This is a genomic window from Candidatus Methylomirabilota bacterium (genome assembly GCA_028870115.1).
In the GTDB taxonomy this organism is placed as follows: domain Bacteria; phylum Methylomirabilota; class Methylomirabilia; order Methylomirabilales; family Methylomirabilaceae; genus Methylomirabilis.
The window spans coordinates 1-14,336 of sequence record JAGWQH010000075.1; the positions used below are offsets into that span (position 1 = coordinate 1).

15 protein-coding genes and 2 tRNA genes are annotated in these 14,336 nt (G+C 58.9%); 12 read left to right on the forward strand and 5 right to left on the reverse strand.

Annotated features, from left to right (window positions below; all coding sequences use genetic code 11):
- Positions 1-381: 381 nt before the first annotated feature.
- The 3 genes from KGL31_08360 to KGL31_08370 are packed head-to-tail and all read right to left on the reverse strand — an operon-like array spanning position 382 to position 2,821.
- Positions 382-834, reverse strand: coding sequence for a hypothetical protein (locus KGL31_08360; GenBank protein ID MDE2321911.1), 453 nt, complete (start codon positions 832-834; stop codon positions 382-384).
- Entirely contained in the window at positions 831-2,339 is a 1,509-nt protein-coding gene (locus KGL31_08365) for a cbb3-type cytochrome c oxidase subunit I (GenBank protein ID MDE2321912.1), read from the reverse strand. Before KGL31_08365 ends, KGL31_08360 begins: the two co-directional genes overlap by 4 nt.
- On the reverse strand, positions 2,339-2,821 hold the full coding sequence (locus KGL31_08370) for a cytochrome c oxidase subunit II (GenBank protein ID MDE2321913.1): 483 nt from the start codon (positions 2,819-2,821) through the stop codon (positions 2,339-2,341). The genes KGL31_08365 and KGL31_08370 overlap by 1 nt, the downstream gene beginning before the upstream one ends.
- A gap of 344 nt (positions 2,822-3,165) precedes the next feature.
- Here KGL31_08370 and glgA point away from each other — a divergent pair, with 344 nt between their 5' ends.
- Both glgA and KGL31_08380 read left to right on the forward strand, forming a co-directional pair.
- A complete protein-coding gene (gene glgA / locus KGL31_08375) occupies positions 3,166-4,632 on the forward strand; it encodes a glycogen synthase GlgA (GenBank protein ID MDE2321914.1) in 1,467 nt (488 codons plus the stop codon).
- A 72-nt stretch (positions 4,633-4,704) separates the two neighbouring features.
- On the forward strand, positions 4,705-5,091 hold the full coding sequence (locus KGL31_08380; GenBank protein ID MDE2321915.1) for a hypothetical protein: 387 nt from the start codon (positions 4,705-4,707) through the stop codon (positions 5,089-5,091).
- A gap of 231 nt (positions 5,092-5,322) precedes the next feature.
- On the opposite strand, the gene KGL31_08385 is transcribed toward KGL31_08380, so the two are convergent.
- Positions 5,323-6,552, reverse strand: a complete 1,230-nt coding sequence (locus KGL31_08385; GenBank protein ID MDE2321916.1) for a tetratricopeptide repeat protein — start codon at positions 6,550-6,552, stop codon at positions 5,323-5,325.
- 91 nt (positions 6,553-6,643) lie between these two features.
- Between KGL31_08385 and KGL31_08390 the strand changes: the two genes are divergently transcribed.
- The 10 genes from KGL31_08390 (at position 6,644) to KGL31_08435 (ending at position 14,262) form a co-directional block, all read left to right on the forward strand.
- On the forward strand, positions 6,644-7,396 hold the full coding sequence (locus KGL31_08390) for a ribonuclease Z (protein ID MDE2321917.1): 753 nt from the start codon (positions 6,644-6,646) through the stop codon (positions 7,394-7,396).
- 14 nt (positions 7,397-7,410) lie between these two features.
- Complete coding sequence (gene pyrF, locus KGL31_08395) at positions 7,411-8,118, forward strand: orotidine-5'-phosphate decarboxylase (GenBank protein MDE2321918.1); 708 nt, start codon at positions 7,411-7,413, stop codon at positions 8,116-8,118.
- A gap of 1 nt (position 8,119) precedes the next feature.
- Positions 8,120-9,460, forward strand: a complete 1,341-nt coding sequence (locus KGL31_08400) for a replication-associated recombination protein A (GenBank protein ID MDE2321919.1) — start codon at positions 8,120-8,122, stop codon at positions 9,458-9,460.
- A gap of 15 nt (positions 9,461-9,475) precedes the next feature.
- Positions 9,476-10,363: a 3-hydroxybutyryl-CoA dehydrogenase gene (locus tag KGL31_08405; protein MDE2321920.1), complete on the forward strand. Its 888-nt coding sequence runs from the start codon at positions 9,476-9,478 to the stop codon at positions 10,361-10,363.
- Positions 10,364-10,463: 100 nt separating this feature from the next.
- Positions 10,464-11,369 (forward strand): multicopper oxidase domain-containing protein, encoded by a 906-nt coding sequence (locus KGL31_08410; GenBank protein MDE2321921.1) that lies wholly within the window; start codon positions 10,464-10,466, stop codon positions 11,367-11,369.
- Between the two features lie 214 nt (positions 11,370-11,583).
- Positions 11,584-11,659 (forward strand) — tRNA-Phe (locus KGL31_08415).
- Positions 11,660-11,758: 99 nt separating this feature from the next.
- Positions 11,759-12,049, forward strand: a complete 291-nt coding sequence (locus KGL31_08420) for a type II toxin-antitoxin system RelE/ParE family toxin (protein ID MDE2321922.1) — start codon at positions 11,759-11,761, stop codon at positions 12,047-12,049.
- 14 nt (positions 12,050-12,063) lie between these two features.
- On the forward strand, positions 12,064-12,375 hold the full coding sequence (locus tag KGL31_08425; protein ID MDE2321923.1) for a HigA family addiction module antidote protein: 312 nt from the start codon (positions 12,064-12,066) through the stop codon (positions 12,373-12,375).
- 165 nt (positions 12,376-12,540) lie between these two features.
- A tRNA-Phe gene (locus tag KGL31_08430) sits at positions 12,541-12,616 on the forward strand.
- Positions 12,617-13,146: 530 nt separating this feature from the next.
- On the forward strand, positions 13,147-14,262 hold the full coding sequence (locus KGL31_08435) for a tetratricopeptide repeat protein (protein ID MDE2321924.1): 1,116 nt from the start codon (positions 13,147-13,149) through the stop codon (positions 14,260-14,262).
- Here the strand turns inward: KGL31_08435 and KGL31_08440 are convergent.
- On the reverse strand, positions 14,216-14,336 hold a 121-nt coding region (locus tag KGL31_08440), incomplete at its 5' end, for an IS110 family transposase (protein MDE2321925.1). The genes KGL31_08435 and KGL31_08440 overlap by 47 nt on opposite strands.

Below are 14,336 nucleotides of genomic sequence, written 5' to 3' on the forward strand. Positions count from 1 at the left end.
GGCCTCAACAACGACGAGCAAGGAACCCCCCTCAGCCTCTGCCGGCCCAGCGCGACCTGGACAACCCTCTGGCCACACCTACGCCACTACGACTAACGGCGCGCGGGCGGAATCGAACGCGTGATCGTGGAGCCGTTATGGAGCAGAGCGGACGCAATCAACGGCAACCGATAGCAGACACACCCCTGGCGGACGCCGCCGGGCAGCAATCGGGCAGCAAACGCATGGAACGGCTCCGCTCAACCATGCGAGCGCTTTCAGAACAGCCCGGAGAGTCAGCATGAACAGAGGGCTCCCCTGCGCTCCGTCGTCCATCTAGCGACCCTCGAAGTGACCTGTCACGCCGGAGGTCGCGGGTTCGAGTCCCGTCGGCCCCGCCACTCACTTGGTCACGCCAAAGCCGAAGGCAGCTCCAACCGCCATTGCCTCCAGAAACAGGGTCGTTGCCCAACCGATCTTGGGACGGTATCGCTCGCCGCACCAGGCTGTCACGAATCCGGCGACGATGAAACCGAGATGCGCGAGAACGTGGACTGCCGGGTGAGCGTTCATGTATGGGTAGAACGTAGGTACCATCAATACCATGCCGCCGAACGGCGCGAGGATCGCCGGAAGGAGCCATTGCGGCTGCTCTGAATGGGGAGTTTGGCGTCGGTTCGCCGACGTCAGCGCCAAGGCTGCTGCGGCGCCGCCAAGAATAAGTACCGCATGGGTGAGATGGTGGCTTCTGACGTCGATGGCCTCGGCGCCTTCCGCCAGAGACCGAACTGCAACGGCTACCGCAAGTACGCCGCTCGCGGCGGCTACGAACTGTAAGGCGCCTCGCCGGGTCACGCAGCCGAGACTTCCCGATGGGCCGGTCGACGAGCGAGCCGGATCGCTTCAATACCGCACATGATCAGACCGACGACCAGAATGATGCCGCCCAGTGACGCCCACCAGCCGATCTCCATGCCTGGAGCTGGCTGCAGCGCATAGCGACGCGGCACTCCCTGGGCGCCCGCGAGATACCACCCCAGCAGCAGCCACGCGCCTCCGCCGAATACCCCGAGACTGACAAGCGTTCGAACCGCTCGCGATGAGGTAGCGCCGCTGCGCTCCTCCAGGCAATAAAAGACCCAGCCGAGCACAAAGAGCAGCGCGCCCTCCAACAAATAGGTGTGGAAGTGGGCGACGACCCACAGTGTGTTGTGGAAGTAGATGTTGAAGGCCACGGTCACATCCAGGAGCGCGCCGATTCCCCCTACCACCCATCCGATCATTCCCACATAGAGGAACATCGAGCCCAGCGTCCACCGGAACCCGGAGCGGTAGACGAGGAGCGCGCCGCCGAATACCGTGACCACCGCTGGTGGAAACGCTGCCAGGTACGAGGCTGCCTCGCCGATGTACTGCACGGCGCGCGGTTGAGCGAAGTCCATGTAGAGATGATGGAAGTACGCAATGGCGACGAACGCCAGGGTAGCCCACCACGCCACCGCCAACACCGCCGATGTGTGCCAGTGTCGATGATGTGTATATCGAGGCAAGGCGACGTACACGGCCGCCAATGGCATATAGATCGTCAGGTTGGCCAGTGTGTGGCCGAAAATGTAGGTCAGGTTTTTCACCCAGAGCGGATCAAGCGGCAACGCCGGATTCAGCCAGCGTGCGAAGAGCGCGACCCCGACCAGCATACCGGCGGACCCGGCAAGCAGCCCATCCACGGCCGACACCAGGACCGCGAAGGCCTGCGGGGGCGGGGGCTTCTGGCCGGTTGCAGCAAACTTCTTGGGCGACCACACGAGGTCCCAGGCAAACGCCCCCCGGAGGCCGCCATACCGCGTCAGCACGCCTCCCAGCATTTGCAGACACCAGATCGTCCAGCCCAGTACGACGCACGCAATACCTGCGAGAAAGACGCCGGTGGCCCACGAAGGCCAGTATGTGCCGACGAATGGGAGCGGGTAGAGGAACGTCCATGCCGCGCCGAAGCCTCCGACAAGCGCACTGATGGCGACAAGAACGGCGCCAACCAGGATCAGCGCGCAGGCAACGATCGCTGTTGTGGGATTCAGCGGCCCCTCTTGCGTGAAGAGATACCAGAGGAGTCCCATCCCGCATAGCGCCATCCCGACCATCATCGCGGATCCATGAAGGGTCATCAGCGAGTAGAACAGGCCGGGTTGGAAGGTGTGCATCCCTCCCTGCGCCATACGCATACCCAATCCGACAACGACCATGACGCCGACCAGTGTGAGTCCGGAGCCGATATAGAGCCACATGATGCGCTTGGCGGTCTGATCCGAAGCCGAATCACGATAGGCTGTTCTAACGAATTGCGCAGTCGTGTTAGACATCACCGCACCTCGAATCCGGCGCGCATGAGGTGGTGAGCAATGCCGCAGTACTCCAGGCAGAGGACCACATATTGACCCGGCTTCTTGAGCATGAGCGAGAGTGAGTTGGTGTAGCCGGGCATCGCTTGGACCTGCGCCACGATCCGTCCGTCCGGATCATAGATGCCGACTCCGTGATTGACGTCGGTGGCGGTCACGTCCAGTACAATCGGGGTATCGATGGGAAGCACCGCCGGCATCGCAAAGGCGAACTGCAGGGCGGTGACGGGGTAATGTTGCGACGACGCAAGCTGTGAGCGGGTGTAGTAGGGGAAGGCTGGGAGGGAGAGGAGGAACCCGATGACGGCGACAACCGCCAGTCCGCGGAACCAGATGCTACGTAGCCGATATCCTGGATTCTGGATGGTTGCCTGCTCGACGGCCGGCCCTTGCGCAGTACGCGCAACGGCCACCAGCGTACCGATTGCCACTGCGGCCAGCATGAGAAAGACGCCGAAAATTGTCAGTTCGGGGGTCATGCGCATATGACAGTCTGCTTCACTACCGTGCGCTCCAACGACCCCACATCGGAAACTACCTCAGCAGTATCAGCCGATCGAAGCCAGTTCTTCTTTTGCGTAACGTGCAGATTCATCGGTCACCTCGTGTGTAACATGCCACGGGTTTCCGAAGATGTCAACGGGTTTTCTGAGCGATCCCAGAATCCCGGCGATGCAGGCGAGCGCTGGTCTGTGAGTTTCGGTCCTTGTCTGCCCTCTCGAACCTGTCGCTCAGATAACCGGGTTGCGCCATTGCGCTCTTGGTTGGATATTGTTAACATCATCTGATGAAAATTCTTTTTGTAGCTTCTGAGGCTGCGCCTTTCGCCCACACCGGTGGATTGGGTGACGTGGCTGGCGCCTTGCCAAAAGCGCTCGGTCGGTTTGGGCACGATGTCCGACTCATCATGCCGCTCTACCAGGCTGTGGATGCGCGGCGACATCGGCTCCGGATCGTTGCAAGTGGGTTCAGTGTTTCGGCTGCCGCTGGGCCACAAGCGGTAGACGCGCTGGAGGGAAATCTCTCCGGTGGAGTGCCGGTCTATTTTGTTCGCCACGATCCGTCGTTTCACCGTGCCGGTCTCTATCAGACCCCATCCGCCGAGGATTACCCCGACAATGCGGAGCGCTTTGCCATGTTTTGCCGGGCGGCTTTGGAGGTGTGCCGAAGAGTGAATTTCCAGCCGGAGGTGCTGCACGCCCACGACTGGCAGACGGCGCTGCTGCCTGTCTATCTGAAGACTACCCTCCGTGGCGATCCCTTTTTTCGGCGGACTGCGACCGTCTTCACCGTCCACAATCTGGGCTACCAGGGCCTCTTCCCTCCCGAGGTACTGCCGAGGTTGATGCTGCCTCGAGGGCTGTTCACGCCGGCCGGGCTTGAGTTTTACGGAAAGGGCAATCTGCTGAAAGGCGGGCTGCTCTTCGCTGACCTGCTCACCACCGTGAGCCGCCGCTACAGCCAGGAGATCCAGACTGCGGATCAAGGATTCGGTCTGGATGGCGTCCTCAGGGAACGGCGGGGCGATCTGTTCGGCGTATTAAATGGAATCGATCCCGAGGAATGGAACCCGACCAAAGATCCTCACATTGCTGCTCATTACACGGTCAATGACCTTTCAGGCAAGGCCCGGTGCAAGGCGGATCTGCAGCATCGGCTCACGCTTCCGGTCAGAGCGACTGTACCGTTGCTGGCCGTGATTTCCCGGCTGGCCGGGCAGAAGGGGCTCGACCTGCTGCGCGATATCCTGAAGGCGTTGATGGCGGTGAACGTGCAACTTGTCCTGCTGGGGAGCGGTGAGAAGGAAATCGAGGCGGCCTTTCGTGAGGCGGCGGCCAAGCACCCGTCCAAGCTGGCTGTCCGAATCGGGTTTGACCTGCCGTTGTCGCATCAGATCGAAGCGGGCGCCGACCTTTTTTTGATGCCGTCGCGATATGAACCGTGCGGCCTGAACCAGATGTACAGTCTCGCCTATGGAACCATTCCGGTCGTCCGCGCCACGGGCGGACTGGACGACACCATTGTCCAGTTCGATCCTGTGACGGGGCAAGGAAACGGATTCAAATTCGAGGAAGCATCTGGAGCCGCCTTTCTCCAGGCCATCTGGCAGGCCTTGGCGTTGTATCGCGAGAAAGCCCTGTGGCCTCGGCTGATTACTAATGCCATGACGGCGGATTTCACCTGGGATCGCTCTGCCAGAGAATATGAGCGGCTCTATCGCCGCGCTGCCGAAAAGAAAGGTGGACAGCAGTAGCGTTACACTGTACTGTATTGTTGCTTGGTGACGGATGATTCTACTTCACGGAAAGGGGAGATTTGTATGCGCATGTGGAAGAGATTAGGGATTGGACTGTTGACGACGACGATGCTGATCGGAGGGGGTATGGCTTCAGCCCAAAAGGAGCAGGCAAAGGAGCCGGACCCCTTCCAGAACCTCGGTCTTTCGACCGATCAACGGGGCAAGCTTGATACGGCCAAGAAAGAGCGGATGTCGGCACTCGGCGCGAGTCAACAAAAGGTCATGGGGATCCGGCAGAAGCTGATGAGCGCTGTCGTTAACAAGAAAGCCTCGGACCGGGAGATTGACAAGATCTCCGACGAATGGGCTGCGGCAGATAAAGAGGCCCTGAAGACGGAAACGAAGTTCTACAAGACACTACGGCAGGTACTCACTCAGGAGCAGCTCACGAAGCTGAGTCAAGGCGGCAAGTAACCGCGCGAGCACCCCTCACCCTGGTCCGTAGCTTGGGCGGTTGAACCAGGTAGCATCTCGTAAAAGCCTTTACACACTTACGTTCACCCTGAGCTTGTCGAAGGGTTCGTAAACTGGGCTTCGACAAGCCTGTGCTGAGCATCGTTCGTTCCTTCGACAGGCTCAGGACGAACGATGTCGAAGGGCTCAGCCCGAACGGGTGCAGTGTCGAGCGATTTCTGTTACCCTGCATTAGGGCGATCCCACGTTGTCCTCCGATCCGGTAGCGGGGGGCGTCCGGTGGACTGTCTCCTTGCGGTAGGGTTCATGTAGATACTGCTTCGCCACGTCCTTGGCGATGCTGTCGGTCTTGATTGCCAGCGCCATCCGGTAGCTCCGCTCCGCCTCTGTCCGCTTTCCCAACAGGTCATGGATCATGCCGGTCCGGGTCCAGGCCCACGCCGTCACCCAGGCGTACCGGTCGGCCGGCTGCTCGACCGCCTGCTTGAAGAAGCTCAAGGCTCTAGGGTAGTCGCCCCGATCCATGTAGATCTTTCCCATGAGCTGAAAGTAGCGCGGGCGCATCTGCCCGGTGAAATGGTGGCGATCCAGCTCCAGGTTCGCCCGGATGCGACGGCCTACCTCCAAAGCCTCAGGGAATCGCCCTAACTCGGAATAGACCAGAGCCGTCTGGAAGTAAAGCTCCGGATTGCCGGGGAATCGGCGGAGTAATTCTTCAGCCAGCGGCAGGGCTTTTTCAAACTCTTTCTCGATGCTGGCGTAGGTCTGCAGGAGGGCAAGCTTTGCCAACATTCGGGTCGCACTGCCCCGCTCGCTGGCGATCTTTAACTCCCGTAGACCTCGCTCGCGATCGCCAGGCGGGAGCGCCAGGTGCACCAAGGGCCGATAGAACCAGGCGATTCGGGAGAGCGTGTAATCGTACAGCCCCAAGCCATAGTAGGCATCGTACCGGTTTGGTTGGCGCAAGAGGCAGGCGTCGAGATACGATTTTGTCCGCTTGATCGCCTCGTAGGCCGAGAAATAGTTGCCCAGGACGCCGTCGATCATCGCCTTGGATCCCCAGGCCATTCCGAGGTAGAGCAGGGTATCAGGCTCTTCAGGCGCCTGTTTCAGGCGCGCCTCGGCCTTGGCGATGAGCGCCCGCATCGCGACCAGGAAGGCATCCATCTCCTGCCGAGTTGGTTCTCGATCCTGAAGACGGCTGAGCGTCACGAAGGCCTGATAGAGCGGCGCAAGTAGCCCCGTCCCATCGGCGTCGTTAAGACGGGCGAATGTCTGTTCGGCCAGGTCGTAGTCGAGGTTGAGGAGGTGATCGGTCCCGGCCACCGCCAACTCCACGGTACTCCTATCAGCCCAGAGGTCGGCCCGGCTCAGATCGGGCGGCAAGAGTACCAGTAATCCAAGGATAAGGCTGAAGCCCACGCGCCACGCTTTGGCTCTCACAAACGCCCAATGCGCCATCCTGTAAGCCTCCTTGCTCCATGCACATCCAACCCTTACTCCACCTTACCCTGCCTTGTCAATGCTCGGACTTTTATGGTATCGTGACGCCATGCAGCTCACGATCCTAGGGTCCGGAACCGCCATCCCGAGCCTCACGCGAGGATCGCCCGGCCTCCTGGTCGAGGTGGCCGGCTCTTCGCTTCTGTTCGACGGCGGCGCGGGTACGCTCCCTAGACTTCTCAAGGCCGGGATCTCCGCCACTGAATTGGACCGAGTCTTCTATACCCACCTCCATCCGGATCACACCGGCGATCTGGTTTCGCTCCTGTTCGCCCTCCGAAATCCGGCGTGGCAACGAACCAAGCCGCTGTACCTCACAGGCCCCAAGGGCTTTCTGGCCTTTTACGAGAGCCTGACTCAACTGTACGGCGACTGGATCGCCGCAAAGACGTATGAGTTGGTGCTTCATGAAACGCTTAAGGAGGTCACCGAAGCCGAGGAGTTCCGGATAATTCCTCGTGAGGTTGTGCACATTCAGCATAGCCTCTGCTACCGGATCGAGTCGGCCGATGGCAAGAGCCTGGTCTTCTCCGGCGATACGACCTACTGTGACGCGATGATCGAGGCGGCCAAAGAGGCGGATCTGCTGGTGCTGGAGTGCTCTGCCCCGGATGAGCAGCCGATGAAGGTCCATCTGACCCCGACGGAGGCCGGCCGGATCGCGGCCCTGTCCGACTGCCGGCGGCTGGTTCTGACGCACTTGTACCCGATCTGCGAGGCATACGACCTCGTCACTCCCTGCAAGAAGGTCTTTGACGGTGAGGTGATCCTGGCCGAAGATCTGATGCGTCTACTTGTGTAGGGAAAAGCGAGCGCATGCACAAGACGCCCGAATTGATCGTGGCCCTGGATGTGGGAGACCTGGCTTCAGCCGCCGCGCTGGTTGAGCAACTCTACCCCACAGTGACACTGTTCAAGATAGGCCTGCAGCTCTTTACGGCCGAAGGTCCCCGGGCGGTGGGGGCGGTGCAACAGCGAGGCGGATCGGTCTTTCTGGATCTGAAGCTGCACGACATTCCGAACACCGTGGCCGGAGCGGTCAGGCAGGCCGCAAGGCTCGGGGCGGTGATGTGTACGCTCCACACTTCCGGCGGACGGTCGATGCTGCAGGCCGCCGCGCAGGCGGTCGCCGGAAGCGGTTCGCCCATGCGGCTACTGGCGGTGACGGTGCTGACCAGTCTGGATGCGCGAGGTCTTGAAGAAGCCGTCGGCAGCAAGCTCGATGTTGCGGCGCAGGTTGTCCGCTTGGCCTCACTCGCGCGGGAGGCCGGGTTGGATGGCGTTGTGGCATCGCCTCACGAAATCGGCGTGCTGCGGGCCGCCTTGGGACCGTCGATGTGCCTTGTTGTCCCGGGCATCCGCCCGGCATGGGCTGCAGCCGATGACCAGCGTCGGGTCATGACTCCACAAGAGGCGGCGGTCGCTGGCGCGGACTACCTGGTGATCGGCCGACCGATCACGGCAGCAGCCGATCCGGTCAAGGCGACCTACCGGATCCTGGATGAGCTCAAAGCGGTGGCGTAAGATGACACCGGACCTTTTCGACCGATTGCCCACCCTACCCCAAAAGGTTCCGGCGCCGCTTGCGGACCGGATGCGTCCAAGGACGCTTCAGGAGTTTGTCGGGCAGGAGCACCTGCTGGGGGAGGGGAAGCTCCTCCGAAGGGCGATGGAGGCGGGAGAACTGCCGTCGCTGATCCTGTGGGGACCGCCCGGTTCAGGTAAGACGACCCTGGCCTTTCTGTTGGCGGATCGGTGCAAGGCGACCTTCGTGCCGTTCTCCGCCGTCACCTCCGGGATTAAAGAGATCAAAGAGGTGATCGTCCGCGCCCAGCAGGAACGCGCCTACGGCAGGCGGACGCTCCTGTTCATCGACGAGATTCACCGTTTCAACAAGGCCCAGCAGGATGCGTTCCTGCCCCACGTGGAGGGGGGAACGATCGTGCTGATCGGGGCCACTACCGAGAACCCCTCGTTCGAAGTCATTGCGCCCCTCCTGTCCCGGGCGAAGGTCGTGACGCTTCGCCCCCTGGCGGAGGACGCGTTGATGGTCATCCTTCGGCGGGCACTGGGCGATCAGGAACGGGGTCTCGGTCGCCTTCAGATCGAGGCCGATAACGAGGCGCTACGCTTCATCGCAGGGCTCGGCTCCGGAGATGCCCGCGTGTCGCTCAACACCTTGGAACTGGCGGCGCAGATGGTAGAGGGGCAGCCGATAGGGAACAGGCGGTTGACCGTGCAGATGGCTCAGGAGGCGTCAGGACGGCGGACGCTGCTGTACGACAAGACCGGGGAGGAGCATTACAACCTGATCTCGGCTCTGCATAAGAGTCTGCGGGGAAGCGACCCTGATGCCTCCATTTATTGGCTTGCCCGAATGCTGGCATCGGGTGAAGAGCCGCTGTATATCGTCAGGCGGCTGGTCCGGTTCGCGTCGGAAGATATCGGCAATGCCGAACCGCAGGCCTTGCAAGTGGCGCTGGCGGCCAAGGATGCGTACCATTTCCTCGGCTCGCCTGAGGGCGAATTGGCGATTGCACAAGCCGTGGTGTACCTTGCCACCGCACCGAAATCGAATGCCATCTACCGGGCCTTCGGCGAGGCGCAGCGGGATGTGGAGCAGGCGCCGCTTGAAGGGGTTCCGCTGCACCTGCGGAATGCCCCAACTGCCTTGATGAAAGAGCTGGAATACGGCGCCGGTTACCAGTACCCGCATGATCTGCCTGGGGCCTTTGCCGACCAGGACTACCTGCCTGACCAGTTGAAAGGGCGAATCTACTACCACCCCACTGACCGCGGGCTCGAAGCAGAGATCGGCCGAAGGCTTGCTGAGTGGCGTCGCCGGAAGGTAGGCACGCCGTCGTAAGCGATGGGAGCGTCTATGACTAGCATCAAGACTGTGGGAGTCGTTGGGGCCGGGATCATGGGGTCCGGTATCGCGCAGGTTGTTGCGCAGGGAGGCTACGCCGTCATCGTCAGGGAGGCGGAGCAGCGATGGTTGGATAAGGGGAGGCGGGCGATCGACAGCGGGCTGCAACGAGCGGTTGACAAGGGACGGATGACCGTCGAGGAAAAGGCGGCGCTCCTTGGGCGGATCAGGTGGACCCTCGTCCTGGAAGAGCTGAAAACGGCCGATTTGATCATCGAGGCGATCACCGAGGATCTGCCGCTGAAACAGGATCTATTCCGTACGCTGGATCGCTTCTGCCCGCCGAGCAGTATCTTTGTCAGCAACACCTCATCCATCAGCATCATAGCGCTGGCCTCGGTGACGGAGCGAACCGACCGGTTCGCCGGCCTGCATTTTTTCAATCCCGTTCCGCTGATGAAGCCGGTGGAGGTGATCCGGAGTATTCGCACCAGCGCCGAAACCTTTCGAATCGTCTCCGATTTTGCCGTGTCGCTCGGAAAGGAGCCGGTTGCGGCAAAAGACCAGTGCGGTTTCATCGTGAACCGCCTGCTGGTCCCGTACCTGTTGGATGCGATTCGGGCGTTAGAGGCGGGCGTTGCGTCTGCGGCAGATATCGACAAGGCGATGAGGCTGGGCTGCAACCATCCGATGGGTCCCCTGGAGCTGGCTGATTTTGTCGGCCTCGACACGACATATGCCATTGCGAACATCATGTTCGAGGAGTATCGAGAGGCGCGGTACGCACCGCCTCCGCTTCTGAAGACAATGGTGATCGCCGGCTATCATGGGCGGAAGTCCGGCCGGGGTTTCTACGACTACTCAGGCCCGACGCCGCAAGTGACGGACCTGGGTCTGTGATGCTCTTTCAAGGCAGGTTCCAGTTCGGCTTCGCAGCGACGGCACAACCCGAATCCCGAGTAAGAAGCGGCTTGGCATGGAAACAGATTGGGGGTAATCCATGACGAGAGGCCATTCCAGAATCTTATCCGTCATGTTGCTTCAGCTCGGATTGATTTTTCTGCCAGGCCTGGCTTGGGCTGGTTTCGTGGGACAGCAGGGTACCTGCGGCACTGAGCCGAAAAAGATCGTCGTGGCCGTGACCGGGCAGGAGAAAGTTGTCGACCTTGCCGAGGGCGTAAAAACGGAAGCCTGGACGTTTAACGGGACAACTCCCGGACCGACAATCGAAGTCTGCGAGGGTGACACCGTCAGGATTGTACTAAAAAACGAAGGGACGGTGGCGCATGGGCTTGATAGCCATGCCTTTAGAATCAATGCCACGAAGTTTGGACCGGTAGAGCCGGGAGCAACGCTCGTCTATGAGAAGATTCTGAACGCGCCCGGGGTGTTCATGTACCACTGCGCAAATGGCCCTCTGACCGATCAACACATCAAGATGGGCATGTATGGCGTCATGATTGTCTACCCTCGCGGCCAGAAGCTAAGGCCGGCCCGCGAGATTGTGGTCAGTGAGAACGGCGTCTATGGAGAGCCCGACTCAAAAGGCATGATCGTTCCGTCTACAGAGCGAATGGATGAGAATCGAGCATACTTTGTTCTCTACAATGGGACGCTTAAGCACGAGCCTCTGGAAATGAAGGCGGGTGAATTGCTTCGCGTGTATTTTGTGAACGCTGGCCCGTACACCTCTACGTTTCACGTGGTTGGTGCTATCCTTGATCGAGCCTACGAAGGTGGCAATCCACGCAACGTGGTATATGATGTTCAGGCCTACGCGGTCCCGGCCGGCTCGGGTGGCATGTTTGAGGTCACGATGCCCGAACCGGGAAATTATCTGTTAGTCGACCACGATAAGCTCTCGCAGCTTCCCAATGGGTTGGGTATCCCCATCGTGGCCCGATAGGCATTAGCAAGCTCGGCCCAGAATCGTGAGCAGCTTAATTGGGCGAACGTGCCGGGCGCTGGATTCATTCCAGCGCTTTCTCGCGCAAATTCAGACTGGCATAAAGCACATGGGGGCCGACGCAACAGCAGCAACTGCATGTCTTGACAAAAGCGCTTCGCGGTGTTACAAAAGTCGGGCTGTTCCGTGAACAGCTCATCCCCATTCCGGTTTTGGGCAGGTAGCTCAGTCGGTAGAGCACAGGACTGAAAATCCTGGTGTCGACGGTTCGATTCCGCCCCTGCCCACCACCACTTCCTGCATCCGTAAACAAGCTCGCCGCGCCAAACCCAGATATAGTCCGTAAAGTGTAGCTTGACACGATACGCTGGTCCTGCTAGCGTTTTGTCATGACGATTCGGAACGTGATCCACCGGGGATTACGACGCTTCATTGAGCGCAACGATGCTTCCGGATTGCCTCCGCCTGTCGTCGAGAAGGTCCGCAACATCGTGACCTTTCTGCAGGAGATGGGAGCAGCCCTGGAACTTCGCGACATCCCGAGCTGGAAAGCCCACCAACTCACCGGCGACCGCAAGGGGACATGGAGCCTGGCTGTCACCCGGAACTGGCGGATCACATTCAGGATCGACCAGAGCGAAGGAGAGATCCTCGATCTGGATTTTGAGGACTACCATTGAAGGAGACCAAAACAATGCGTATAGCACGTCCGGCCCATCCAGGACAGTTCATCAGGATGGAAGTGATCGAGCCTCTTGATCTCTCTGTGACCAAGGCTGCCGAAATTCTTGGCGTAACTAGGCCCGCTCTATCTGCGCTTCTTAACGGCCGCGCTGCGCTGTCTCCCGATATGGCGCTGCGGATCGAGAAGGCCTTCGGACCGAGGATGGACACGCTTCTTCGGATGCAAACCGCATACGAAATCGCTGAGGCCCGCGACAGGGAAAGGGACATCAAGGTGAAGCGGTACGTTGTCAAGGCGCGTCCGGCGCCGACGCCTTCCTGATCGTCACGCCTGGCGTTACCATCCGCGACCGGCTGCGCGTGCTGTGGCGGAACGACTCCGACTACCGTAAGCGCGACATCGTTTCGACTGAGCTCCGGGACCAGCTCGGACAGGCCAAATATCACATCACCAATTACGACGACGGTTCATTTGCCTGCCGGTTTTGGGCCGGTAGCTCAGTCGGTAGAGCACAGGACTGAAAATCCTGGTGTCGACGGTTCGATTCCGCCCCTGCCCACCACCACTCCCTTCGTAGAATCACCACCTTATCGTTTCCGCTCAGGGCCAACTCACGTCCGGCACTGAGCAACTGTGTCAGAGTAGTGGAGTCTGCAGCCCAGTTGATCGACTCGGATTGGGTTCGGACGGCTCACTGTCGGAAGGCTGGATAGGTTGCCATAGGTGTAGGTTTTTCGCTGTTCGCCTTCATAGAAATTTCTTGTTAAGTGTTAGGAAAGGTTATAGAGTTTGAGCCAACTCCAAGGACGGCTGGCCGAGATAGCCCACAGTATTCATGAAGGGCGCCATAATCTTATTTGTAGTCTTCGATGTGGCGCGACAATACAGCCTTCGCATAGCACGATCCTGAAGACCGGCATCGACATGGTGCGAAGCCCATCTGGCTCATTTCGCTGGTGGTATGGGCACGCACACATGAACGCCAGATGTTCATGAATAATGCAGGCTAATGGCATGTGTGGTAAGTGCTCTATAAGTAACTGAATGTACACATCTTAGCAGCAGCACACAAGGTACCTGAAGATGCAGATCTTGCACAGGTTGGACGAGTTTCTATTCGGGCTGTTTCCAAAAGCGAAGGAATCAGGAAACGACACTGAAGTCCTGAAGGAGGAAATGACCAAGTTCTATACGTTCGGACCCTACAAACCCACTGTTACCCTCGAGGGTGGTTGGGTCAAAGTCGAAATCAATACGCCAGTCATACTATCCGAAGAATCTGAATTCAGAAAAGTAGTTGCATTAGCCGAAAAACGGAATTTTGCGGCAGCCAAGCCGATCCTGAGGAATCTTATCTCGAAGAACAAGATGAACTCTGAATATTATAGAATTAATGGTCAAATTCTATCGGAAGAGGGAGACCAGGAAGGTGCTATCGATTCTCTTATCGACGCTTTAAGATGGGACCCGAAGAACGCATGGGCGTTACTGATGATGGGAAACATCTTTGCAAAATATAAGGACGACATCGCGACTGCGATGAAATATTACGACCAAGTCCTCAAAGTCGATTCGCGAAACAACATTGCAATGAACAACATAGGCGCCAATCTGATGCAGCAAGGGAAAACTGAGGCTGCGAAGAAGTACTTTCAAGAGGCGCTCAAGATAAATTCCAACTATGCCAATACCTATTATGCGCTTGGGTTGGTTGCCGAAGTCGAGAATGATCCGTTTAGCGCATTTGACCATGCGATAACTACCTTGAAGAAGAGCGCGAATCCTAAGGACGCCCTTTTCCAGAACGCATTGCAACTTGCACTCAGCTCTGCGAAGAAGTGCGTCGAAACGGGAAGCGGAGCCACAATACTGGCTGAGTATGTGCGTCGACTCGAATCCCAATGTGATACGAAGATCGATTTGGTCGAAGATCCCTCAATTCCAACCGCTGCGAAGTTTGAACTTGCCGAAAACTACGGCCGATCACGCCATGTTGTACGATACAATCCGAATAGACCAGCCGTAATTCATGTACAGATACATGAACTTGTCCATTTGTCCTACATTGTCGAGGCCCGAAGAGCCGACGCGAACCTGTTGTTTGTGACGTCTCAAAAGCAGAAGGCCGAGTTCGTAAAAGGGATAGCAACTGTCTTGGTTGTCAAGAGCTACGCGCAATATTTATGGTCCACGGGGTCTGATGTTTGAGCATCGCATTCAGAATGGTCAGCAGCTTCCGCATACAGGCGGTCAAGGCGACCTTCTTCGCTTTCCCGGCTGCA

Coding starts and splice junctions, on each gene's coding strand:
- KGL31_08405 (MDE2321920.1), top strand. CDS start 9,476: ATGACTAGCATCAAGACTGTGGGAGTCGTTGGGGCCGGGATCATGGGG.
- glgA (MDE2321914.1), top strand. CDS start 3,166: ATGAAAATTCTTTTTGTAGCTTCTGAGGCTGCGCCTTTCGCCCACACC.
- KGL31_08410 (MDE2321921.1), top strand. CDS start 10,464: ATGACGAGAGGCCATTCCAGAATCTTATCCGTCATGTTGCTTCAGCTC.
- KGL31_08380 (MDE2321915.1), top strand. CDS start 4,705: ATGTGGAAGAGATTAGGGATTGGACTGTTGACGACGACGATGCTGATC.
- KGL31_08365 (MDE2321912.1), bottom strand. CDS start 2,339: ATGTCTAACACGACTGCGCAATTCGTTAGAACAGCCTATCGTGATTCG.
- KGL31_08420 (MDE2321922.1), top strand. CDS start 11,759: ATGACGATTCGGAACGTGATCCACCGGGGATTACGACGCTTCATTGAG.
- KGL31_08400 (MDE2321919.1), top strand. CDS start 8,120: ATGACACCGGACCTTTTCGACCGATTGCCCACCCTACCCCAAAAGGTT.
- KGL31_08390 (MDE2321917.1), top strand. CDS start 6,644: ATGCAGCTCACGATCCTAGGGTCCGGAACCGCCATCCCGAGCCTCACG.
- KGL31_08385 (MDE2321916.1), bottom strand. CDS start 6,552: ATGGCGCATTGGGCGTTTGTGAGAGCCAAAGCGTGGCGCGTGGGCTTC.
- KGL31_08425 (MDE2321923.1), top strand. CDS start 12,064: ATGCGTATAGCACGTCCGGCCCATCCAGGACAGTTCATCAGGATGGAA.
- pyrF (MDE2321918.1), top strand. CDS start 7,411: ATGCACAAGACGCCCGAATTGATCGTGGCCCTGGATGTGGGAGACCTG.
- KGL31_08370 (MDE2321913.1), bottom strand. CDS start 2,821: ATGCTGGCCGCAGTGGCAATCGGTACGCTGGTGGCCGTTGCGCGTACT.